At 73.3% G+C, this 22,914-nt stretch carries 19 protein-coding genes and 2 pseudogenes; 8 read left to right on the top strand and 13 right to left on the bottom strand.

What is annotated here, in order from left to right:
* Positions 1 to 198: 198 nt before the first annotated feature.
* From FEF34_RS31900 to FEF34_RS31890, 3 genes are read left to right on the top strand one after another with little or no spacing between them, the layout of a single operon-like run.
* Positions 199 to 1,566, top strand: a complete 1,368-nt coding sequence (locus FEF34_RS31900) for a ferredoxin reductase family protein (RefSeq protein WP_138057852.1) — start codon at positions 199 to 201, stop codon at positions 1,564 to 1,566.
* A gap of 38 nt (positions 1,567 to 1,604) precedes the next feature.
* The gene (locus FEF34_RS31895; RefSeq protein ID WP_138057851.1) at positions 1,605 to 2,450 is read left to right on the top strand and encodes an FMN-binding protein; all 846 of its coding nucleotides are present in this window, start codon (positions 1,605 to 1,607) and stop codon (positions 2,448 to 2,450) included.
* 38 nt (positions 2,451 to 2,488) lie between these two features.
* Positions 2,489 to 3,241, top strand: coding sequence for an FAD:protein FMN transferase (locus FEF34_RS31890; protein WP_138057850.1), 753 nt, complete (start codon positions 2,489 to 2,491; stop codon positions 3,239 to 3,241).
* A gap of 111 nt (positions 3,242 to 3,352) precedes the next feature.
* On the opposite strand, the gene FEF34_RS31885 is transcribed toward FEF34_RS31890, so the two are convergent.
* From FEF34_RS31885 to FEF34_RS31850, 8 genes are all read right to left on the bottom strand, one after another.
* Positions 3,353 to 3,916: an arginine repressor gene (locus FEF34_RS31885; RefSeq protein ID WP_138056259.1), complete on the bottom strand. Its 564-nt coding sequence runs from the start codon at positions 3,914 to 3,916 to the stop codon at positions 3,353 to 3,355.
* A gap of 7 nt (positions 3,917 to 3,923) precedes the next feature.
* Complete coding sequence (locus tag FEF34_RS31880; protein ID WP_138056258.1) at positions 3,924 to 5,126, bottom strand: acetylornithine transaminase; 1,203 nt, start codon at positions 5,124 to 5,126, stop codon at positions 3,924 to 3,926.
* On the bottom strand, positions 5,123 to 6,028 hold the full coding sequence (gene argB / locus FEF34_RS31875; RefSeq protein ID WP_138056257.1) for an acetylglutamate kinase: 906 nt from the start codon (positions 6,026 to 6,028) through the stop codon (positions 5,123 to 5,125). Before argB ends, FEF34_RS31880 begins: the two co-directional genes overlap by 4 nt.
* A 167-nt stretch (positions 6,029 to 6,195) precedes the next feature.
* Positions 6,196 to 7,350, bottom strand: coding sequence for a bifunctional glutamate N-acetyltransferase/amino-acid acetyltransferase ArgJ (gene argJ / locus FEF34_RS31870; protein ID WP_138056256.1), 1,155 nt, complete (start codon positions 7,348 to 7,350; stop codon positions 6,196 to 6,198).
* Positions 7,347 to 8,375, bottom strand: a complete 1,029-nt coding sequence (gene argC / locus FEF34_RS31865) for an N-acetyl-gamma-glutamyl-phosphate reductase (protein ID WP_138056255.1) — start codon at positions 8,373 to 8,375, stop codon at positions 7,347 to 7,349. The genes argJ and argC overlap by 4 nt, the downstream gene beginning before the upstream one ends.
* Before the next feature lie 350 nt (positions 8,376 to 8,725).
* Complete coding sequence (locus FEF34_RS31860) at positions 8,726 to 9,388, bottom strand: GAP family protein (protein ID WP_138056254.1); 663 nt, start codon at positions 9,386 to 9,388, stop codon at positions 8,726 to 8,728.
* A 106-nt stretch (positions 9,389 to 9,494) separates the two neighbouring features.
* On the bottom strand, positions 9,495 to 10,403 hold the full coding sequence (locus tag FEF34_RS31855) for a phytanoyl-CoA dioxygenase family protein (RefSeq protein ID WP_138056253.1): 909 nt from the start codon (positions 10,401 to 10,403) through the stop codon (positions 9,495 to 9,497).
* 13 nt (positions 10,404 to 10,416) lie between these two features.
* Positions 10,417 to 11,016 carry a TetR/AcrR family transcriptional regulator gene (locus FEF34_RS31850; protein WP_138056252.1) on the bottom strand — a complete coding sequence of 200 codons (600 nt, stop codon included), beginning with the start codon at positions 11,014 to 11,016 and terminating at the stop codon, positions 10,417 to 10,419.
* A 535-nt stretch (positions 11,017 to 11,551) separates the two neighbouring features.
* Between FEF34_RS31850 and FEF34_RS31845 the strand changes: the two genes are divergently transcribed.
* Together FEF34_RS31845 and FEF34_RS44015 are read left to right on the top strand one after the other, a co-directional pair.
* Positions 11,552 to 12,760 (top strand): JmjC domain-containing protein, encoded by a 1,209-nt coding sequence (locus tag FEF34_RS31845; protein WP_138056251.1) that lies wholly within the window; start codon positions 11,552 to 11,554, stop codon positions 12,758 to 12,760.
* Positions 12,757 to 13,725, top strand: a pseudogene (locus FEF34_RS44015) (MFS transporter); the annotation flags it as partial. The gene FEF34_RS31845 and the pseudogene FEF34_RS44015, both read left to right, overlap by 4 nt.
* A gap of 314 nt (positions 13,726 to 14,039) precedes the next feature.
* Here FEF34_RS44015 and FEF34_RS31835 read toward each other — a convergent pair.
* Positions 14,040 to 15,350 carry an alkyl sulfatase dimerization domain-containing protein gene (locus tag FEF34_RS31835; protein WP_138056249.1) on the bottom strand — a complete coding sequence of 437 codons (1,311 nt, stop codon included), beginning with the start codon at positions 15,348 to 15,350 and terminating at the stop codon, positions 14,040 to 14,042.
* Between the two features lie 324 nt (positions 15,351 to 15,674).
* Between FEF34_RS31835 and FEF34_RS31830 the strand changes: the two genes are divergently transcribed.
* Together FEF34_RS31830 and FEF34_RS31825 are read left to right on the top strand one after the other, a co-directional pair.
* Positions 15,675 to 17,195, top strand: a complete 1,521-nt coding sequence (locus FEF34_RS31830) for a ricin-type beta-trefoil lectin domain protein (protein WP_138056248.1) — start codon at positions 15,675 to 15,677, stop codon at positions 17,193 to 17,195.
* A 409-nt stretch (positions 17,196 to 17,604) separates the two neighbouring features.
* The gene (locus FEF34_RS31825; protein WP_138056247.1) at positions 17,605 to 18,840 is read left to right on the top strand and encodes a cytochrome P450; all 1,236 of its coding nucleotides are present in this window, start codon (positions 17,605 to 17,607) and stop codon (positions 18,838 to 18,840) included.
* Between the two features lie 286 nt (positions 18,841 to 19,126).
* On the opposite strand, the pseudogene FEF34_RS43345 reads toward FEF34_RS31825, so the two are convergent.
* From FEF34_RS43345 to FEF34_RS31810, 4 genes and pseudogenes are all read right to left on the bottom strand, one after another.
* Positions 19,127 to 19,221, bottom strand: a pseudogene (locus tag FEF34_RS43345) (helix-turn-helix domain-containing protein); the annotation flags it as partial.
* Positions 19,222 to 19,254: 33 nt separating this feature from the next.
* Positions 19,255 to 19,830, bottom strand: coding sequence for a histidine phosphatase family protein (locus FEF34_RS31820; protein WP_138056246.1), 576 nt, complete (start codon positions 19,828 to 19,830; stop codon positions 19,255 to 19,257).
* A gap of 61 nt (positions 19,831 to 19,891) precedes the next feature.
* A complete protein-coding gene (locus FEF34_RS31815; RefSeq protein WP_138057849.1) occupies positions 19,892 to 20,311 on the bottom strand; it encodes a GNAT family N-acetyltransferase in 420 nt (139 codons plus the stop codon).
* A gap of 191 nt (positions 20,312 to 20,502) precedes the next feature.
* Positions 20,503 to 21,948 carry an aminotransferase-like domain-containing protein gene (locus FEF34_RS31810; protein WP_138056245.1) on the bottom strand — a complete coding sequence of 482 codons (1,446 nt, stop codon included), beginning with the start codon at positions 21,946 to 21,948 and terminating at the stop codon, positions 20,503 to 20,505.
* Here FEF34_RS31810 and FEF34_RS31805 point away from each other — a divergent pair.
* Positions 21,947 to 22,906 carry a DMT family transporter gene (locus tag FEF34_RS31805; protein ID WP_138056244.1) on the top strand — a complete coding sequence of 320 codons (960 nt, stop codon included), beginning with the start codon at positions 21,947 to 21,949 and terminating at the stop codon, positions 22,904 to 22,906. The genes FEF34_RS31810 and FEF34_RS31805 overlap by 2 nt on opposite strands.
* The last annotated feature ends 8 nt before the right edge of the window (positions 22,907 to 22,914 follow it).

Below are 22,914 nucleotides of genomic sequence, written 5' to 3'. Positions count from 1 at the left end.
ACGCAGGCCGGGGCCCGGGGGCGGACGTGGGGAAAAGGAGGGGACGGGACCACGGAGAACCCCTTCCGGGTGGCGGGCCGGCGACCTCGCGGACGCCTCGCCCGGTGGCGCCGAGCAGTCCGCCCGGCGATTGAACTCCCCGTACCTCCTCTCCGTATCCACCTGAGCGATACGGATGACCGAGGAGCAGCGGTGACGATGATTCAGAGCGGTCGGGCCGCCAGACGCCTGACCATGCAGGCGATCCGGCCGCGCCGCAATCCGGCGACGGTGCTCCTGGTCGCCGCCTGGGCCGGGGCCTCCGCCGTCATGTGGCTGTGGTGGGACAACACCGCGGTCGTCCACATGGACACCGCGGAGTGGCTGATCGGCGCGGGCCGGATCACGGGACTGCTCGGCGGCTACATGATCGCCCTCGTGGTGCTGCAGATGGCACGCGTCCCGGCGCTGGAGCGGCGGGTGGGCTCCGACCGGGCCACGCGCTGGCACGCGATGAGCGGCCGGTACGCGATCAGCCTGGTCGTCGCTCATGTCGTCCTCACCGTCTGGGGGTACTCCGTCCAGGCCCGCACCGGCCTGGTCGAGCAGACCGTCACCGTCGTCGTCGACTTCCCCGAGATGATCGAGGCGACGATCGGTACGGCGCTGCTGCTGCTGGTCGGCTTCGTCTCGGCGGGCGCCGTGCGCCGCCGGATGCGCTACGAGACCTGGTACTACCTGCATCTGCTGACCTACGTCGCCGTGTACCTGACGTTCTGGCACCAGCTCGCCACGGGCTCGGAGTTCGTGGCGAGCGCGACCGCCCGCGCGATCTGGTACGTGCTCTACGGCACGGTCGGCGCACTGCTCCTCTGGTACCGGATCCTGGCGCCGGTGCGGCTCAACCTCACGCACCGGTTGCGGGTCGAATCCGTGGTGGACGAGGCCCCGGGCGTGGTGTCCGTCCTGATCACGGGACGGCGGCTGCACCGGATCGGCGCCGAGGCGGGCCAGTTCTTCCGCTGGCGGTTCCTCGCCGACGGCCTGCGCTGGAGCTCCAACCCGTACTCCCTCTCCGCGCCGCCCCGTCCCGATCTGCTGCGCATCACCGTCAAGGCCGCCGGGGAGCACAGCAGGGCGCTCAGCCGGCTGGAGCCGGGGACCAGGGTCTGGGCCGAGGGTCCCTACGGGGCGATGACCGCGGGCCGGCGCAGCCGGAACAAGGTGCTCCTGATCGCCGGAGGCGCCGGGATCACCCCGCTGCGGGCGCTGTTCGAGACGCTGCCCGGCGGCCCGGGGGACCTGTCGCTGCTCTACCGTGCCGGTTCGACGGAGGACCTGGCGCTGTGGACCGAGCTCCAGGAGATCGCCGAGACCCGCCGGGCGAAGTTGCTGTACGCCGTGAACGGGCCGGACGGGGCACGTCCGGAGATCACCACCGAGCGGCTGAAGGAAGTGTTCCCCGACATCGACGAGCACGACGTGTACCTCTGCGGCCCGCCCGGGCTCGCCGAGGAGTCCTACAACGCACTGCGAGCGGCGGGCGTGCCGTCGCGTCGCATCCATCACGAGTCGTTCGAGATGTGAGGCCGTACGTGAAGAGGAAGCATCCACTGCTCCGGATGATGATCGCGGTCGCCGGCACCACGTCGGCCGTCGCACTGCTCCTGACGCTGAAGCAGCCGGGCACCACGGTGGCGGGAGCCGCGTCCCAGGCCGGGGGCACACCGCCCGCCGCCTCCGCACCCGCCGGCAGCGGCGCCGTCCCGGCGGGCGGCGAGACCGTGCTGGGGGACGAGGCCGACACGCAGTTCGGGCCGGTGCAGGTCGAACTCACGCTGAGCAACGGCCGGATCACCGGGGCCCGGGCCGTCAAGGTGCCGAGCACCGACGCCAACAGCCGCAAGATCGCGGCCGACGCGGTACCCAAGCTCAACCAGGCGGCCGTCGCCGCCCAGAGCGCCGAGATCGACGCCGTCTCCGGCGCCACCTACACCAGCGAGGGCTACACCCGCTCCCTGCAGAGCGCCCTCGACAAGGCGGGGGCGGCGGGAACCGGCGGCGGGGAGGGTGCGGAGCAGGACGCGGCGCCCGGCGCCGGGAGCGGCGCGAACGCCCCGGGCGGGGAGACGGGCACCGGCTCCGGCGAAGGTGCGGGTTCCGGCTCCGGGCAGGGCGCCGGCGCGGGTGGCGAGACGGAGTCGGTGCTGGGGGACGTGGCGGGCACCCAGTACGGCGACGTCCAGGTGCGCCTCACCGTCAGCGGCGGCCGGGTCACCGCCGCCGAGGCCGTCAAGGCGCCCGACTCCGACGCCAACAGCCGCAAGATCGCGGCCGACGCGGTACCCAAGCTCAACCAGGCGGCCGTCGCCGCCCAGAGCGCCGAGATCGACGCCGTCTCCGGCGCCACCTACACCAGCGAGGGCTACACCCGCTCCCTGCAGAGCGCCCTCGACAAGGCGGGCCTGTGACCGGGGAACGGGCGCGGATGCGCCATGTCGAGCACGTGATGGGCACGGTGTTCTCGTTCGACGTACGGCTGGAGGGCGATGCCGACCGCGAGCGGGTGCGCGCCGGGCTCGCCGCGGCCGTGGCCGGACTGCACCACGTGGACGAGGTGTTCTCCCCCTACCGCCCGGACAGCCGGATCAGCAGGCTCGCCAGAGGGGAGCTCACCCTCGCCGGCTGCGGGCCGGACGTCGCCGAGGTCTTCGGGCTCTGCGAGACCGAGGAACGCCTGAGCGACGGCTGGTTCACCCCGCGCTACGCGGGCGGGCTCGATCCCACCGGTCTGGTGAAGGGATGGGCCGTGCAGCGCGCGGTGGACATGATCGCCTCCTCCGGCGCGGCGGCGGTCTGCCTCAACGGCGGCGGCGACGTCCAGTCTTACGGCGGACCGTGGCGGATCGGCATCGCCGATCCGCTGCACCCCGGTGGTCTCGCGGCGGTCGTCGAGGCACACGACGGCCTCGCCGTCGCCACCTCGGGTCCGGCCGAACGCGGCTGCCACATCGTCGATCCGCGCACCGGCGGCACTCCGGACGACGGCCTGGCGTCGATGACCGTCGTCGGCCGGGGGCTGACCCAGGCGGACGCGCGGGCGACGGCCGCGTACGCCATGGGCCCGGAAGCACGCGCCTGGCTGGAACAGCTCCCCGGCACGGAGGGGTTCGCCGTCACCGCGGACGGCACCACCTGGCAGACCAGCGGATTCGCCCGGTATCTGGCACGGCACGGTGACGGGGAGGGCCGGGCGGCCTGAGGGCCGTCGGCCCGGGAAGCGGGCAGTCGGGCGGCGCGGCCTTTCGCGGGCCGTCGCCGGTGCGGCCGGCTGCGGTCGCGCCGGGTGCGCGGCCGCGGCCGGCCGGGCCGGTCAGCGTTCCCTCTGTGCCAGTCGCAGCAGATGGTCCGCGAGGGCCTGGCCGCCCGCCGGATCGCGGGAGATGAGCAGCAGCGTGTCGTCGCCCGCGATCGTGCCGAGGATCGCGTGGAGTTCGGCCTGGTCGATGGCCGACGCGAGGAACTGGGCCGCGCCCGGGGGCGTACGCAGGACCACCAGGTTCGCCGAGGCCTCCGCGGAGATCAGCAGCTCACCGGAGAGGCGGCGCATCCGCTCCTCCTTGGCGGACTCCCCCAACGGGGCCTGCGGGATGCGGAATCCGCCCTCGCTCGGCACCGCGTAGATGAGCTCTCCACCGGTGTTCCGGATCTTCACCGCCCCGAGCTCGTCGAGGTCGCGGCTGAGGGTCGCCTGGGTGACACTCAGCCCGTCGTCGGCGAGCAGCTTGGCCAGCTGGCTCTGGGAGCGCACCGGCTGCCGGTTGAGGATGTCCACGATCCGGCGGTGGCGGGCCGTGCGGGTCTGCGGCACGGACGGCCCTCCCCCAGACTCCGTCTGGGGGGACGCCCAGTTCTCGGTGCCCTGCGCATCGGTCATCGTCGTCTCATTCTCCGGCTCGTCCGTCCCCGCGTGTCTCGTCGAGGATGCCCGGGAGCACCCTGAGGAAGGCGTCCACCTCCGCGTCGCCGATGATCAGTGGCGGCATGATCCGTACGACGTCGGGGGCGGGCGCGTTGACCAGGACTCCGGCACCCTGAGCCACCTGCTGCACCTGGGCGGCGAGAGGCTCGGTGAGCACGATACCCAGCAGCAGGCCCGCCCCGCGGACGTGGGAGACCAGTGGGTGCCCCAGCGACTCGACCCCGTCCCTCAGCCTCTCCCCGGTCCGCTTGACCTCGTCGAGCGTGCCGTCGAGGGCGGTGAGGACGGCGAGCCCGGCGGCGCAGGCGACCGGGTTGCCGCCGAACGTGGTGCCGTGCTGCCCGGGCCGGAGCAGCTCCGCGGCCGGGCCGAAGGCGATGGCGGCCCCGAGCGGCAGGCCGCCGCCGAGTCCCTTGGCGAGGGTGACGACGTCCGGGTCGACGCCCTCGTGCGCCTGGTACTCGAACCAGTGGCCGGTCCGGCCGATGCCCGTCTGCACCTCGTCGAGCACGAGCAGTGTCCCGGTGGCGCGGGTGATCTCCCGCGCGGCCCGCAGATAGCCGGGCGGCGGTACGACCACGCCGTTCTCGCCCTGCACCGGCTCGACGACCACCAGGGCGGTGTCCTCGGTGACGGCGGCCCGCAGCGCGTCGGCGTCCCCGTACGGCACGTGGGTGACGTCTCCCGGGAGCGGCAGGAAGGGCCGCTGCTTCGCCGGCTGGCCGGTGAGCGCGAGCGCGCCCATCGTCCGGCCGTGGAAGCCGCCCTGGGTGGCGACCATGTGCGGACGGCCCGTCAGCCGGCCGATCTTGAAGGCGGCCTCGTTGGCCTCGGCGCCCGAGTTGCAGAAGAAGACGCGGCCGGGGCGTCCGGACAGCCGGAGCAGCCGCTCGGCGAGCACGACGGGCGGCTCGGCGACGTACAGGTTCGACACATGGCCGAGCGTGCCGATCTGGCGGGTGACGGCCTCGACGACGGCCGGATGGGCGTGGCCGAGCGCGTTGACGGCGATGCCGCCGACGAAGTCCAGGTACTCGGTGCCGTCCGCGTCCCGGACCCTGGCTCCCTCACCGCTCACCAGTGAGAGCGCCGGGGTGCCGTAGTTGTCCATCATCGAGCCCTGCCAGCGCTGTGAGAGCCGCTGGTTGGCGGATGCGTCGCTCATGCCGGTCCCCCTTCGGTCCCGTCGGGCACGACCATCGTGCCGATGCCCTCGTCGGTGAAGATCTCCAGCAGGATGGAGTGCTGCACCCGGCCGTCGATGACGCGCGCGGTGTTCACGCCGTTGCGCACGGCGTGGAGGCAGCCCTGCATCTTGGGGACCATGCCGCTGGAGAGCTCGGGCAGGAGCTTCTCCAGCTCGGTGGCGGTGAGCCGGCTGATCACCTCGTCGCTGCGGGGCCAGTCCTCGTAGAGGCCCTCCACGTCGGTGAGGACCATCAGCGTCTCCGCGCCGAGCGCGGCGGCCAGCGCGGCCGCGGCGGTGTCCGCGTTGACGTTGTAGACGTGGCCGTCGTCGGCGGAGCGGGCGATGGAGGAGACGACGGGGATCCGGCCGTCGTCCAGGAGGGCCCTGATCGCGCCGGTGTCGATCTCGGTGATCTCTCCGACCCGGCCGATGTCGACGAGTTCGCCGTCGATGGTGGGCCGGTGCTGGGTGGCGGTGATGGTGTGGGCGTCCTCGCCGGTGAGGCCGACGGCGAGGGGGCCGTGCTGGTTGAGCAGCCCCACCAGTTCGCGCTGGACCTGTCCGGCGAGCACCATGCGGACGACGTCCATGGCCTCGGGCGTGGTGACGCGCAGTCCGGCCTTGAACTCGCTGACCAGGCCGTGCCTGTCCAGCTGGGCACTGATCTGCGGCCCACCGCCGTGCACGACGACGGGCTTGAGTCCGGCGTGCCGCAGGAACACCACGTCCTGGGCGAAGGCGGCCTTCAGCTCGTCGTCGACCATGGCGTTGCCGCCGAACTTGATGACGACCGTCTTGCCGTGGTGGCGGGTGAGCCAGGGCAGCGCCTCGATCAGCGTCTGCGCCTTGGGAAGTGCGGTGTGCTTGCGGGTGCTCATCGGCTCCGGCTTTCTCGGGTCTCGCTCAGAACTCACTTCACTGCTCGCTCGCCCGGGACTCGCTTCCGGGCTCGGGCTCGGGCTCGAACGCGCCCGGGGCCGGGCCCGGGCCCGCCTCCGCGCTCCGGCCTCCGCGGAATCCCCTCCGGGAGAGCGGAAGGGCTCGTTCAGGAGGAGTAGGCGCTGTTCTCGTGGACGTAGTCGGCGGTGAGGTCGTTGGCCCAGATGACGGCGGACTCGGCCCCGGCAGCCAGGTCGGCGGTGATCCGCACCTCCCGGTACCGCATGTCGACCAGCTCGCGGTCCTCGCCGACGGAACCGTTGCGGCACACCCAGACGCCGTTGATGGCGACGTTGAGCCGGTCCGGCTCGAAGACCGCCCCGGTGGTGCCGATGGCGGACAGGACGCGGCCCCAGTTGGGGTCCTCGCCGTGGACGGCGCACTTGAGGAGGTTGTTCCGGGCGATGGAGCGGCCCACCTCGACGGCGTCGTCCTCGCTCGCGGCGTTGACCACCTCGATGCGGATGTCCTTGCTGGCGCCCTCGGCATCGCCGATGAGCCGGCGGGCGAGGTCGTCGCAGACGGCCCGTACGGCGTCGGCGAACTCGTCGTGGTCCGGAGTGATCCCGGATGCGCCGGAGGCCAGGAGCAGCACGGTGTCGTTCGTGGACATGCAGCCGTCGGAGTCGACCCGGTCGAAGGTGACGCGGGTGGCGTCGCGCAGGGCCTCGTCCAGACCGGCGCTGTCCACGTCGGCGTCGGTGGTGAGGACGACGAGCATGGTGGCGAGGCCGGGGGCCAGCATGCCCGCGCCCTTCGCCATGCCGCCGACGGTCCAGCCGTCCCGGGTCACGACGGCCGTCTTGTGCACGGTGTCGGTGGTCATGATCGCTATGGCGGCCTTCTCGCCGCCGTGGGCGCTCAGTTCGGCCGCCGCCTTGTCGATGCCGGGCAGCAGCTTGTCCATGGGCAGCAGGACTCCGATGAGGCCGGTGGAGGCGACGGCGATCTCGCCGGCGCTGTGGCCCTCCAGGACCTGGGCGGCCTTCTCGGCGGTGGCGTGGGTGTCCTGGAAGCCCTTGGGACCGGTGCAGGCGTTGGCCCCGCCGGAGTTGAGGACGACCGCGGAGACCTCACCGCCCTTGAGCACCTGCTCGGACCAGAGGACGGGGGCGGCCTTGACACGGTTGGACGTGAAGACGCCGGCGGCGGCGTGGCGGGGTCCGTCGTTGACCACGAGGGCCAGGTCCGGGTTGCCGTTCTCCTTGATCCCGGCGGCGATCCCGGCCGCCGTGAATCCCTGTGCAGCGGTGACGCTCAAGGTGCCACTCCGATCGTGGAAAGGCCCGTGGTCTGGTCCAGACCGAGGGCGATGTTCATGCTCTGGACCGCGCCGCCCGCCGTGCCCTTGGTCAGGTTGTCGATGGCGCTGATCGCGATGATGCGGCCGGCGGCGGCGTCCAGGGCGACCTGGACCTGGACGGCGTTGGAACCCTGGACGGACGCCGTGGCCGGCCACCGCCCCTCGGGGAGAAGGCGCACGAAGGGCTCGTCCGCGTAGGCCTTCTCGTACGCGGCGCGCACGGCCTCGGCGGTGGTGCCCGGCACTGCCTTGGCGCTGCAGCTGGCGAGGATGCCGCGGGGCATGGGCGCGAGGGTGGGGGTGAAGGACACGGTGACGGGCTCCCCCGCCACCGCACTGAGGTTCTGGATCATCTCCGGGGTGTGCCGGTGGCCGCCGCCGACACCGTACGGGCTCATGGAGCCCATGACCTCGGAGCCGAGCAGATGGGGCTTGAGCGCCCTGCCGGCGCCGGAGGTGCCGCTGGCGGCGGTGATCACGGCCTCGGGCTCGGCGAGGCCGCCCGCGTACGCCGGGAACAGCGCGAGCGAGACCGCGGTGGGATAGCAACCGGGCACCGCGATGCGCCTGGACCCCTCCAGCGCGGCGCGGGCTCCCGGCAGTTCCGGCAGGCCGTAGGGCCAGGTCCCGGCATGCGCGGAACCGTAGAACCGCTCCCAGTCGGCGGCGCTGCGCAGCCGGAAGTCGGCGCCCATGTCGACGACCAGGACATCGTCGCCGAGCTGCTCTGCGACCGCGGCGGACTGGCCGTGCGGCAGCGCGAGGAACACCACGTCATGTCCGGCGAGCACATCGGGTGTGGTGGCCGCGAGCACCCGGTCGGCGAGCGGCAGCAGATGGGGCTGCAGGGCGCCGAGCCGCTGCCCGGCGTTCGAGTTGGCCGTCAGGGCCCCGATCTCGACCCCGGGGTGCGCGAGGAGCAGCCGGAGCAGTTCCCCGCCCGCATATCCGCTCGCTCCTGCGACTGCTGCGCTCAGTGCCATCGGTTTCCTCCGTACGTGATGGCATGACTATACGCATCAGTGCAGTTTTATGCAATGGAGTGATCTCTCCCGGACCCACGTGCCACGTCGGCCGACGAGCGTCCGCCGCCCGGGGTGCGCATGAGCAAGAACTCCCGGGTGCTCGCGCTCCGGATCTCGAATCGCGGCACGGGGTGTCGGCAGCGGACGGTGAGAGCCGCGCGGAGGGTGACCGGCCGATACCGCGGACCGCACTTCGCTCGGTGTGGCCGTACGGGGTGAACCGAGCCGTACGAGGAATGCCCGGCGCTGACGCGACGCAGCCGGGAGCGGCTCGGCGGCCCGACGGGCGCGCTCGGCCGCGAACGGCGTCACAGCCCACCGGCGCCCTTCGCCACCAGCATGATCCCGATCAAGCCGATCACGATGGCGACGACGGCGGCGCTGTGGACCTTCAGCCAGTCCATGGCCCGCCCCAGCGGTGGCAGGATCCGCTCCCCGGCGAGCAGGCGCAGCAACGGCGGAAGGGCGACGCCTGCGGAGGCGATGAGCGTGAACAGGGCGAGGGAGCCCGCCCTGCCCGCAGCCGTCGGCCGGGCCGAACCGATCGCGACGCCACCGGCCGCGATCAGGGCCAGGATCTTCGGGTTGGCGGCCGAGAGCAGCAGGCCCAGCCGCAGGGCCCTCGGCCAGGTGGCGGTCTCCAGCGCCCGTATCCACGCCGGATCCGCCTTCGCTCCCCTTCGCCTCCGCCGCCTCCACAGGCCCGCGCCCAGGAGGACCAGCAGGCCGCCCAGGCCGATCCGCCCCCAGGAGACCCAGGCGGGCGGCTCCCCGGCGATCTCGACGACGGAGGTCAGCAGGGTGAACAGGACGGCCGCACCGGCGACCCCGACCGTCCAGCCGACGACGAAGGCACTGCTGTTCTGCCGCGCCCGCGCGCTGAGCAGCAGGAGGATCGCGGGCACCAGCGGGAAGGGCGACAGGGCGATCCCCAGCGCGGGGGCCACGATCTCGGCGATCACCGCACCCACCCCGGGCTCCGCGAGACCGGGGGCCGCACCCCGGAGTCCACAGGATGCGGGCGGCCGTGCTCGCGGAGCCCGGGCGCCGGTGCCCGGGCTCCGCGAGCACGGCCGGTCACCCGCCCGCCGGCCGCGAGGCGGAGGGCCGCGCCTCCAGCAGGCGTCGAGGGTGCATGCCGTCGACCATGCCGATGAACGGGGGGTGGACGCTGTAGCCGATCATGCGCCGGATGTCCTCGGACACCGTCCTGGCGGTCTCGCGCGTGACGGAGAGGGTGAAGGCTTCCTGCGGCCGCAGCCAGGGCTGGCAGTACTGGGCGGTCAGGGAGAGGCGGTCGCCCCCCGAGCGGTTGGCGCCGCCGCCGTGCCACAGGGTGCCGACGAAGAACAGGCAGGAGCCGGGGGGCATCACGGCCGTCATGCGGGGGTCACGGCCGCCGGGGCGGCGGTCGTCGCCCCAGAGGTGGCTGCCCGGCAGGACGACGGTGCCCCCGTTGTCGTGGGTGAACGGGTCGACGGCCCATATCGTGGCCGCTCCGAGAGGCGGTCGCGGGCGCGGTGAACGGTATAACGCGTCGTCGGTGTGCAGCAGTTGGGCGTGCTCGCCCGGGGTGATGTTGATGACCTGGAGCTGGGACAGCAGGTAGCCGGGTTCGAACAGCCGGTCCAGCAGGGCCAGGACCCTGGGGTGCTCGACGAGCCGGTCGCAGCAGCGGGTCTTGTTGAGCAGACTGTAGACGCGCTGTGTCCGGTGGCCCTCGAAGGCGTTGCGGCCGGTCCTGTCGAGCAGCGGCGTCACGGCTTGCCTGATCTCGGCGCACTCCCGGGGGGTGAGCAGCTCGGGGAGGAGCACGTAACCGTCGCGCGCGACGGCGGCGAGGTCGCCCTCGACGGTGGCACGGTCGACCCGTGCGCCCGCGCCGGGGGCGCGCGGGTACCCGGCAGCCAGGTCTGCGGCGAGGCCTTCCGGCGTCGAGACGCGATCGCCGCCTGCACGACGGAGGGCATCATGGGTCGGGGGCACGGCGTGGGTCCTCTCAGGCGGCGGGGCCGGACGGGTTCACCGCGCCGCGGAGGAAGGCCCACACCTGGGCGGTCACCTCCTCGGCGGGTGGGCGCGGGGTGCGGGTGAGGGCCACCGAGACCATGGCGGCGGCTCCCGCAAGGGTGGCGGCGGCCAGCAGCTCGGGGTCGCTTCGGGGCGGGAGCTCCCCCGTGCGCTGGGCACGGGCGATGTTGCGCGCCGCCAGTTCGACGAGGACGGAGCGCCGGCGCGTCTGGAAGGCGGCCACCTCGCCGTCGCCGGCGTGCCCGCCGAGGACCAACGGGGCGAGTGGTTCGGCGTAGAGGAACCCGACCAAGTCGCGAACCCGCCGCGACTCCCGTTCGACCCAGGTCGGATCGTCGTACCCGCGCAGCATGCAGGCTTCCGCGAGCCGTTCGTAGAAGGACTCGACGACGGCGATGAGAAGCCCGCTCCGGGTGCCGAAGTAGCGATAGGGCAGGCCGACGCTGACTCCGGCACGGCGGGCGACGGCAGCGACCTCCAGCGTCCCGTTCCCGGCCAGTTCCTCGGCCGCGGCACGCAGCAGCAGGGCGCGCGAGGCGGCACCGCGGGGGCGTGTGGGCGTGGTCACGCCCTCAGCCTAAGTTGAGTTCAACTCAGTATTCAATGGGGCCGCCGACTCAGGGAACTGATGATCCGTCAGTGCGCAATGTGCCCGGGGTGCGTCGTGCGCGCCGAGCGGGCCGGACATCGGTCGCCGAGGTCCCTTCGAGGCCGACCGCGGCGTTCGACGAGGGGTTCCGAGGCGCGCGCGGCACCGTGCCGTCCCCCCACAGGCGGACCGGACGTTCCACCGGCCGGTCCGCCGATCGCACGAGGCCCCGGGGCGCCCGGACCCGCCAGGGTGGAGCCATGGCCGGCGCGGTCCTGACGCCGCGCCGGTCCAGTTCCCCCCGAAGGAGGTGTGCGACATGGAGATGAACACGGACATGAACACGGACATCGAAATCGAGCTGATCGAGTCCGAAACGGACGATCTCATCACCCAGTACGTCCCGTAGCGGCGACGGGGGTGGCCCGTACGCCCCGGGCCACCCCCGGCCGTCGGCACCCCTTGCCGGAAGCCCGGACTTCCCGGCGGAGCCCCCTGTGGACAGGAGCCACCCATGTACGTACCCACGTTCGCCTCTCTCGTCGGCGACGAGGAGAGGTTCTTCGCCGAGCACTTCGGCAGGTCCCCCCTCCTGCGGAGGGAGGCACTCACCGGCCCGCCGGAGGAACTCCTCTCGGTGGCGGACCTGGACGACTGCCTCCATCAGGAGGCCCTGCGCACCCAGTACCTGAGACTGGTCAAACGCGGTGATCTGATCCATGAGGGCACCTACACGCAACCGCTGCGCGTACAGCGGAAGTACATCCCCGACCGCGTCGTGCCGGAGCGCGTGTACGAGCACTTCCGCACGGGAGCCAGCGTCGTGTGGCACTCCATGAACCACTTCCGGCCCAACCTCCGCGCGCTGAACGCGATGCTGGCGCAGAGGTTCGCGACCCGGAGCGACTCCCTCGCCTTCCTCACCCCGGCAGGGCAGCAGGGGTTCGTCATCCACCACGACCCCAACGACACCTTCGTCATCCACCTGCACGGGAGCAAGCGGTGGAGGGTCTGGCCCACGGCCGAGGTCCTCAGGCCCGACGGCCGCCCCTACAAGGTGGGTGAGGAGTACCGGGCCGAGCATCTGGGCGAGCCCCTGCTCGATGTGACCCTGCGGCCCGGCGACGTGATGTACCTGCCCAGCGGCACCCCCCATGTGGCCGCCGCCGAGGACTCGGTCTCGCTCCACCTGACCGTGACCGTGACACCGCGCACCTGGCCCGAACTGCTGCGCTCCACGGTGGCCGAGGCGATGCCGGCCGACCCGGAGCACCGCGGCTTCCCCCATCTGACCGAGGAGACGACGGAAGAGCAGGCGGCGGCCCTCAAGGACCGGATCGAGCTCCTGGTGGAGCGCCTGCGGGCGATCGACCCGCGCGCGGAGGTCGCACGTCTCACGGCCGAGGGTCGCGACGCCGAGGGAATCGCGGCCGGGCACCGCTTCGCCTCCGCCGCGGCCGTGGACGAGACGGACGCGTCCACTCCCGTGCGGGCGGCCCACGCCGACTTCTCGTTCACGCAGAGCGCCGCCGGGGACCGCGTCGGCGTGCGGTTCGACGGGAAGACGGTGGCCGTGCCGCGATCCGTGGCCGACGCCCTGCGGTCCTGCGCCGCGGGCGCGGTGGTGCCGGCCGGGCGGTTCGTGCCGAACGCCGCACCGGAGGACTCCGTCAAGGCCGTGAAGACCCTCGCGCGGCTGGGAGCGGTCGCCCTCGAACCATGACGAAGGGCACACGCCGGGTGCGTGTCCGTGCCCTCGCGGCCGGGGCCGGCCGGCGGGCCGCCGGATTGCGCGCCTGGTGCCCCCAGGAGCTCCGGCTGCTCCTTGCCGGGATGCTGCTCCTGCGTGCGGCCGGTTTCGCCTACCCGTTCCTGAGCTACCTGCTCGCCGGGAAGGGGCACGGGCCGGACACCGCCGGCGTCGTGCTCGCCGCCTTCGGTGCGGGCTGGATGAGCGGACAGGCCGCGTGCGGCCGACTGCTCGACCGCGTCGGCCGGCGGACGACCCTGGTGGCAGCGGCACTGGTCTCCGCCGCGGTGCTGCCCCTGCTGACGGCCACGTCGTCGCCGGCCCTGCTGATCGCCGGTGCCCTGGCGCTGGGCCTCGTCTTCGACGCACCGCGCGTGGTGGTCGGCGCCGCGATCGACGAACTCGTACCGGATCCCGGACGGCGTGCGAAGGTCAACGCGCTGCGGTACGGACTGGTGGTCAACGGCGGCGCCCTCGTCGCCGGCGGCCTCGGCGGCCTGCTGGCCGCCCGGTGGGGCGTCGACGCCCTCTACTGGGTCAACGCGACGGCGTGCGCGGCTTTCGCCGTGGGCGCGCTGCGCAGGCTGCCGGCCGACCGCCGGGGCCGCGCAAGCCGCGCGAGAACGAGCCGAAGCGGCGGCGTCCGGCTCACCGGGCGTCTGGCGCTCCTGCTCGCCTCCGGCCTGGCCACGATGACGGCCCTGGTCGGCATGGCCGCGGCCGTGCCGATGATGATGGCCGCCCGGGGTCTCTCCCCCGAGGCCTACGGCCTCACGGCACTGGTCAACTCCGCCGCCGTCATCGCGCTCACCCCCGCCATGACACCCTGGCTGAGCCGATGGGCCGCCGGCGGGCGCTCGATGCCGGGCATGGTGGCGGTCGCGTCGGTGGCCGTCGCCGTCCCCATGGCGGCGGCGGCACTCGCCCGTACGACGTCCGGCTTCGCCGTGGCCGCGGCGGCGTGCGCCCCCGGCGAGATCGCGTGGTTCGTCGCCACGTCCCACATCCTCCGGCAGCTGGCTCCCCCGGACCGGCGCGGCCGCTACCAGGGGGTCTGGGGCACCGTCCTCGCCGCCGCGGGGACGCTCTCCCCCCTGCTGGCGGCGTGGGGGCTCCAGCGCGGGGAGCAGGCCCTGGCCGCCGGCACGCTGGCGACCGGACTGGCGGGTGCGGCGCTGTCCCTCCCGCTCGCCCGCACCCCTCGCCCGGTCCCCGGGCCGTCGAGCGGCGGGCCCGGGCAAAGGCGCGGCGGCTACTCCGACGCAGAGGCCCCGTGCGACTCCGTTCCCCCGCACGCGGCCGGCCCTCGGGTGTCCTCCTCGCACTTGCGCCGCGACTCCGAAGCGGCCCAGCGGAAGACGCCCCTGGCCATCAAGGACGCCTCCTCCTCCGCCCGTGCCTCGTAGACCTCCGCCCGCACACGGTGCAGGGACGCCCTGTCGGGCTCGGCGAGCACGGCCAGCTCCGCGAGGTGCCCGGCCAGCCGGAACTCGCCGGCGTCGGCGTGGCGCCGCGCGGCGTCGGCCAGCACCCCGGCCCCGCCGGCGAGCCCGGCGAGCTCGGTGGCCAGCCGGGCGTCGGAAGCGGGCTTCAGCCGGGCCGGGTTGCCGTCGTACCAACCGCCGTACTGGCGCCACAGGTTGCGCACCACGAACTCGGGTTCGTCGTACGCGGCCCGCAGGTACGGCCTGCCGGACAGATGGGCCGGAGGGCTGACCGTGTGCAGGAGGTCGTCCAGCCGCGCACCCGCGTTGAGGCCCGCCAGGGTCTGCTCCACCAGGCTCTCCAGCCATTCCGCCGTCTCCTCCAGCGCCTGGCGGACGCGATCGGCGCCGAAGACCGGCGCGCCGTGCGAGGGAAGCATGATCTCCGCGTCCAGGGCGGCCATGCGACGCAGCGCGAGGGCCCACTCCCGCGGATAGCGCTGCACTTTCTGGGGGTTGCCGCAGTTCGGGGCGAGCCAGATGAACATGTCGCCGGGGCACAGGATGCGCCACCGGGGGAACCAGGCCACGGTCGCGTCGTCGGTCTCGCCGCGGACGTGGAACAGCTCGCAGGTCAGCTCGCCGGTCGTGAGGGTCATGCCGTCCCGGTACGTGACGTCCGGGCGGCGGTACTCGGTGGGCCAGGTCAGGCCCGGAAGCTGGAACTGCCGTTGGTTGATCACCGCGTTGTAGCCGTTGGTGAGGAGGTACCGGTCGAAGCGCGCCCCGGTCATCTCGTGCGCGACGACGGTGAGCGCCGGGCCTTCCTCGGCGTCGAACGGGCCGGTCCCACCCACATGGTCGACATGGCCGTGCGAGAAGACCGCGGTGGTGACCGGCATCTTGCTCCACCGGCGCAGGTCCTGGTGGAGGCCCGAGGCGTCATACGGATTGCCCGTGTCGAACAGGAGCAGCTCGCCGGCCGCGCGGAACGCGAAGACGTTGCCGAACCCCGGGCGCCATCCGACGCCGTCGACGACGTCGATCACTCCGGCGCCGCTCTTCGGGGTGCTCACGATGCTGTCGTCGATCTCGCCGTTCCAGACGCGGTCGGCGTACTCGGTGACGGTGAAAGTCATCTCACTCCTTGGGCGAGGACCGGACGGCGGCCCCCGGGGATCTGCGTGCGCCGGCACGGTCGTCCCCCGTGCGGCGACGCCCCGGCGCTCGCCGACGAGCGGCGGCCGCAGGGTCGTCCCGAGGTGCCGTCGGCTCGTGCGCACACCACTTACCCAACGGCTCGTGAACTGTCCAGCCCGACGGCGCAGTCGGACCGTACAGGTGGACCGCGGCCACGGCGTACGACGCGAACCGGCCTCTTTTGTCTCGTTCTCGGCGTTCCCACCGGCCTTACCCACCCGTAGAAACCGGCGGTAACCCGTTCAACGGACAGGAGGACGTCCATGCACCGCGGAAGACGCAAGCTCCGACGTACGCTCGTTGCCGTCGTCGCCTCGGCCGTCGTACTCGGCGGCCTGACCGCCACGGCGTCGGCAGCCGGGACCGGCACCCGGCCGGCCGTCTCGGCACCGCTGCCTGCGGAACTGGAGCGCATCCGGGCGGCGGAAGCCGCAGCGCTCTACGGCAACCCCGCCGAGCGCCCGTTCGACGAGCGCAGGACCTCCATCGTCTCGCTCGGCGACAGCGAGATCTCCGGGGAAGGCATCGGCATATACGAGCGGGGCACCAACGGGCCCGACAACTGGTGCCATCGCTCACCCGACGCGGCGATCCACCGCACCGGTATCGCCACCGACACCACGTACAACCTCGCCTGCTCCGGAGCCCGGACCGGCCACATCGTGATAGGCGGCAGCAGGCAGCACGACGACGAGCTCGTGCAGAGCGACCACCTCGCCATCAAGGCACGGAACACCACCGTCACCATGGTGCTGCTGGTCGTCGGAGCCAACGACGACCTGCGCTTCGGGTCCGTCATGACCGACTGCGTCAAGCACTGGTTCCTGTTCAAGGGAACCTGCGCGCCCACCTACGCCCCCGGCTGGCAGGCACGGGTCGACGGACTGCGGCCCAAGGTCGAGAAAGCGGCACGGGACCTGCGGACCGTGATGCGCGACGCCGGGTACGCGGACACCGCCTACAAACTCGTCGTCATGGGCTACCCGAGCCCCGTGGGCCCGGACGTGTACGACAACCCCGGCTTCAAGGGCAAGCTGCTCGGCGGCTGCACCGGTCACGACTCCGACGCCGCCTGGGGCCGCGACCAGGCCGTCCCCGCGTTCGAGCGCGGGATGCGCGAAGCGGCGCGGGGGGCCGGCGCGGTCTACCTCGACAACTCGCGCCTCTTCCACGGGCATGAGGTGTGCATGGACAGTGCGTGGGCGCGGGGACTCCACATCGACCTGCTCAACCCCTTCCCCCCGAACGCCAATTCCGTCCGGCAGTCCTTCCACCCGAACAGGCGCGGACATGCCGCGTTCGCGGCCTGCCTGACCCAGCTGTACGCCGTCGACTGGCGCGAGGCGAGCTGTGCCGACCCGGCCAGCACCTCACAGCCCGTGCTCTACGAGGGCGCGTGGGACGACATGTTCCGTCCGCTGCGCAACCGGGCGACCGGCAGCTGCGTCGACGTGGGCCGCTCGAAGACCGCGAACGGTTCGGACGTGGGTGGCTGGGACTGCCACGGCGGCCGCAACCAGGAGTGGTGGTACGACGGGGAACGGGGCTCCCTGCACAGCGCGCTCACACACGACCGATGCCTGGACGTGCCCCGCAGCGACTACTCGGCGGGGGCCTCGCCGCACCTGTGGAACTGCCACGGCGGGCCCAACCAGCGGTTCGTCCTGAGGGGCGAGACCATCAGCCCGAGGCAGGCGCAGCACCTGTGCCTGACACTGGCCTCCGCCAGGGGCGATCTGCGCCTGCGCCCGTGCGACGGCTCGGCGCGGCAGCGCTTCGCCTGAGTCCACGCGGGTCCGCACCCGGCGTCGCACCGACGGACCGTTGGCGGGTGGGGCCGGAGGTGATCCGGTCCCACCTGCGGACGGGCTCCGTCGCGCTCCCGTTCGCACAGTCGGCCGCGGGCCATCATCCTGGTGGTGATGGAGGCGGCGGACGGGTCGTCCTCGCTCCCCTCGTCCACGACCGCTCGGCGCGGGGGACGACGGACGGCGGATCGGCCTGCCCCCGCCTGTCGCGGACGGGCGGCAGTCGCCCGGCCAGGTGCCGGAAACGGCAGGGTCGTCATGCGGCGCCCCGCAGGCCGCCCTCGGGCCGGCGGGGCCACCGACCGCCCCTCCCTCGTTTCTCCCGGCGCGGTATGCCGACGGGCCCGCCCGGCACCGACCCGTCAGGGACTTCCAAGGACTCGTCATGACACAACCGCTGATCCGGCAGATCCTCGACTACGACAACCGCGCGAACCCCTACCCCCTGTACGCGGAGCTCAGAAAGACGCCGGTGCTCCACGACGGAGGCGGCACCTACGTCGTCAGCACCTACTGGGAGATCCTGAGCCTCCTGCACGATCCCCGGCTCAGTTCCGACCGGCGCAGGCGCACCGTGCGGGACGTGTACGGCCTGTCCCAGGAAGAGGACGGGGCCTCGAACCTGCCGACACCGTTCCTGCGCCTGGACCCCCCGGAGCACGACCGGCTGCGCACCATCACCAACCGCTCGTTCGGGCCGCCCCACTCGCCCCGGCGCGTCCACGAGATGCGCGGTGAACTCGAGGCGGTCGTCACCGGGCTCATCGACGGCATCGAGGACGCGGGACGGATCGACCTCGTGGAGCAGTTCTCGTACCCGTTCCCCGTCACCGCGATCTGCCGCCTCCTCGGCGTCCCCCGCGAGGACGAGGCGCGCTTCCACACGTGGGCGGACACCATCGCGGCCAGCCTGGACCCCATGCCCGGGGAAGACCCGACGGAACGCAACCGACGGACCCGTGACGCCCAACTGCAGCTGGGCGGGTATCTCGCCGGACTCCTCGAGGAACGCCGCCGCAAGCCGGGCGACGACATGCTCTCCGAGCTCGCGGCCGCCTCTGGGGCGGTGGACACGCTGTCGACGGTCGAGGCCATCACCACTGCGGCCCTGCTGCTGATCGCCGGCCACGAGACCACGGTCAACCTGATCACCAACGGGATGCTCACCCTGCTGCGCAACCCGCAGGTCCTCCGGCGGCTGAGCGAAGACCCGCGGCTGGCCGTGCCCCTGGTGGAGGAACTGCTGCGCTTCGAACCGCCGGTGCAGCTCCTGCCGAACCGCACCGCCGTCGCGGACATCGACATCGGTGGCGTCACCATCCCCACGGGGGCCGCGGTGTGGCTGGTGCCGGGCTCGGGCAACCGGGACCCCCAGCGCTTCGCGGACCCCGACCGTTTCGATCCGGACCGCGAGGACATCGAGCACCTGGGCTTCGGCAGCGGCATCCACATCTGCTTCGGCGCGCCGCTCGCGCGCCAGGAGACACAGCTCGCGCTGAGTCATCTGGCGCGCAGGCTGCACAACCCCCGGCTGCTGGAGGACCCGCCGCCGTACCGCCGCAACGCGGTCCTTCGCGGCCCCCGGCATCTGCCCATCGCCTGCGACGACATCCGGCCCTGACCCCGAACCCCCCGCCGGGCTCCGTCGCCGCCGGCAAGGCGTTCCCCGCGGCGGAACCGGCACCCCGGCCGGAGCGGCGGTCGAGGGCACCGCCGGGCGCGTCCCCGGACGGGCCGGACTCGTCGGCCCGTTCCCCTCTGCGGGCGGGCGGGCCGGGTCTCGGAATCACTGCACGAGCCGGGTCATCACGGTGAGGGGCAGCGAAGGGATCGCGGCCGCCGCCCGCACCACGAGCCAGTCGTCATCGTCGAGCAGGTCGGCCAGGGACGGCGGCGGCAGCGCGGGGTTCGGCGCGGCCGTTCTTGAGCACCGCCGGGTTGGCGGGGTGATGCCCACGCGCTCGGCGAGTTCGCCCACGGACATCTTTCGCCTGGCCGGCATCACGTCGGGCAGCGGCAGCGGACCGTCGCGGCGTCACCCGCCGGTGTCCAGCCGCAGGTTCCAGCGGCCCGGTCGGCCGGTCAGCACCACCGTGGACAGCGGCCGTACGTCCACGTTCCAGTACGTCCCGGGTGGCGCCTTCAGCGCGTACACGAGTGCCGCGCGGACCACGGCGGGCTCGGCGACGGCCAGCACCGAGCTCCCGTCGTCGGCGGGCCTGGTGTCGAGCCAGCCCCCTATCCGGGCGATGAAGCCCAGCAGGGGCTCGCCGCCGTGCGGCGCCGAGCGCGGATCGGCGAGCCACTCGTCCACCGCGCCCGGCTCCACCGCCGCCACCTCGGCAAGCGTATGACCGCGCCACCGGCCCATGTCGCAGTCGCTCAGCGCGGGCTGCGCCAGCGTGGCGTAGCCGAGGGCGTCGGCGGTGGCCCGGCTGCGGGCGGTCGGCGAGCAGTAGCGCAGTTCCGCCCCGCCCAGCGGAACGAGCGCGGGTGCGGCGAGCTGCACCTCGTACCAGCCGGCCTGGTCCAGGGGCCGGTCGTCGTCGAAGCGCTCGGCCAGCCGTGACGCGCAACGCGCGGCGGTGACAAGGGTGACCCGAACACTCATGGCGGGATCGTGGTACCGGACGCTCCCCAGGTCAAGAGGGGTTACTGACCGTTGACGGCGGTCACAGCGGCTTGAGCGCCATCCACTTCTCCGGGTCGGCGAGCGGGGCGAAGCCGACCCTCTCGTAGACTCCGTGCGCGTCGTCCGTGGCGAGGACGACGCGCCGCAGTCCGAGCGGGGCGAGACGGTCGCGCACCGCCTCGGCCAGGCCGGTGCCGAGCCCCTTGCCGCGCACGGCCCTGTCGACGTGGACATCGCACAGATATGCGAAGGTGGCGTGGTCGGTCACCACGCGCGCGTACGCGACGAGCTCGCCGGAAGCCCGGTCGTAGACCCCGAAGTTGAGCGAGCCGGCAATGGCCCGGTCCTGCTGCTTCCGGCTGCGGCCGAGTGCCCGGTAGGCGTCGGTCGAGAGCCAGTGGTGGATCCGGGCGGGGTCGAGGCGGGCCGGGTCGGAAGAGATCTCGTACTCGCCGGAGATGACGGTCGTGTCGCTCGTCCCCGCACCTTCGCAGCATCGGGGGCGGCTGTCAGCGGCGGGGCCGCGGACGCCCGGGGCCCGGCGGTGCGTACCGCAGGCCGGGCCCGCACCCGGTCCGTACGCCGCCCGCACCCGACCCTCACCGACCGGCCGCGCGCCCCGCCGGTCCGGGGCCCGCCCGGCCCGTCCCGTCAGCCCGTCCCGCGATCCAGGGTCTCGTCGCATGCGGTGCGCAGCCGCCGTATCCCCTCGGTGATCTCGGCCGCCCCGGCGACACCGGCGAAGCTCAGCCGGATGTGCCCGGCCGGCGGTTCGGCGCTGAAGTACGGGCGGCCCGGTGCCACGGCGACGCCGGCGCGGAGTGCCGCGGCGACGAGAGCGGTCTCGTCGGTTCCGTCGGGCAGGCGCAGCCAGAGGTGGTGGCCGCCGGCCGGGACGTGCGGCAGGGCGAGTTCGGGCAGCCTCAGGCGCAGGGCTGCCGTCATGGTGTCGCGGCGGGTCTTCAACTCGGCGGCGACCGAGCGGAGGTGGCGGTTCCAGGCAGGGGCACCGACGAGTTCGAGCGCGGTCTCCTGAAGGGGCCGGGGGACGAAGAAGTTGTCGACCACGTGGATGGCCCGCAAGCGCTCCAGGACGGGTCCGCGCGCGGCGAGGGCGCCGACGCGCAGACTCGGGGAGGTCGCCTTGGTGAGGGAGCAGACGTGGACGACGACTCCGGCGGGGTCGTCTGCGGCGAGCGTGGCCGGGAGCGGGCCGGCGTCGGCGTGGACCAGGCGCCGGGCAAAGTCGTCCTCGACGACGAAAGCCCCGGCGGCGCGGGCGATCCCCAGCACCTCACCGCGGCGGTCGGGGGCGAGCACGGCCCCGGTCGGATTCTGGAAGAGCGGCTGGGTGACGAAGATCCGGGCGCCGGTCGCGCGAAAGGCCTCGGCGAGGAGGTCGGGGCGGACGCCGTGGGCGGGTTCGGCGGGCACCGGCACGGGCCGCAGCCCCGCGGCCCGGGCGATGGCCAGCATCCCCGGGTAGGTGGGCGACTCCACGAGTACCGGCGTGCCGGGCGGGGCGAGGGCGCGCAGGGCGGTGGTGAGCGCGGACTGGCCACCGGCGGTCACCAGCACCTCGGCGGCGGTGAAGCCCGGGCCGATGCCGCGGGCGAACCAGTCGCGGAGTTCGGGCAGCCCGTCGGTCGGGGGACGGCCCCAGGCGCCGGGGCGCCGGCCGGCACGGGCGAGCGCGGCGGCCATCGCCCGCTCGGGCTGGAGAGAGGGGTGCAGATAGCCGCCGTTGAACTCGATGACGCCGGGCGGGGGCGCGGCGAGTGTGACGAGCACGCCGGCGGCGTCCACGGCACGGGGGACGGCCTCGGCGGCGTCCGCGCTGAGCGCGACCTCCTGCCAGGAGGTGTCGACGGTGGCGGGATCCGTCCTCGGCTGCGCCCGGAAGGCCCCGGCTCCCGGGCGGGTGACGACGAGCCCCTCGGCGGCGAGCCGGGCCAGGGCGCGGGAGACCGTGACGGGTGAGACACGGTGCCGTTCGACCAGTGCCCGACTCGATGGCAGCTTCTCACCGGGTGAGTAGCGGTTGAGGTCCCCTTTCAGGGATCTCACCAGATCGGCGACACTGCTACGCTCTTGCATGAGAGTACAGAATAGCGCTACTGCGGGCGACGCGGTAGCGGTCACCGATCCGCCGCCGCAGGGGCCGTGCACCTCGGCAGCGGCGGCCCGGCACGGCTCCCGGCGCGGCACCCTGCTCGCGTCGCTCGGCGTCGTCGCCTTCTCCCTCACGTTCCCGTCCACGGTCTGGGGACTGGAGTCCTTCGGGCCCTGGTCGCTGGTCGGCGTACGGAGCGTCCTCGCCGCCGTCGTCGCGGGAAGCTTTCTGCTCGCGCTCCGGGCTCCGCTGCCCGAGCGGCGCCACCGGGGTTCCCTCCTGGTGGTCGCCGGCGGAGTGGTCGTCGGCTTCCCGCTCCTCACGACCCTCGCGCTGCGGACGTCGACCACGTCGCACGCCGCGGTGGTCGTCGGTCTGCTGCCGCTGACGACCGCCGCCTTCGCCGCCGTGCGCACGGGCCGCAGGCCGTCCCGGACGTTCTGGGCGGCTGCCCTCGCCGGTGCGGCCGTGGTGCTGGGGTTCACCCTGACCCAGAGCGGCGGCACCGTCTCGACCGGGGACCTGTATCTGTTCGGGGCACTGCTGGTCTGTGCCGCGGGCTACACGGAGGGCGGCCGGCTCGCCCGGCTGATGCCGGGCTGGCAGGTGGTCGGCTGGGCCCTGGTGATGTGCCTGCCGCTCGGCCTCGTGGGGTCGGCGTTCGCCCTGATGGCCGAACCGGTACGGCCGAGCGTGCAGGGGCTCGCCGGGCTGCTCTGGGTGGCCGCGGGATCGACCTTCTTCGGGCTCTGGGTCTGGTACCGCGGTATGGCGGCGATCGGCATCGCCAGGGCCAGTCAGCTGCAACTCGCCCAGCCGCTGCTCACCCTCGTCTGGTCCGTGCTGCTGCTCGCGGAGCCCCTCTCCCCCACCGCTCCGGTCGCCGCCGTCGCCGTTCTCGTCTGCATCGCGGTCACCCAGCGGACGAGCATCCGAGGGTGACACAAGTC

Origin of the sequence: Streptomyces marianii (assembly GCF_005795905.1) — a bacterium.
GTDB classification, from domain to species: domain Bacteria; phylum Actinomycetota; class Actinomycetes; order Streptomycetales; family Streptomycetaceae; genus Streptomyces; species Streptomyces marianii.
This window is presented reverse-complemented; position numbering and strand designations above follow the sequence as displayed.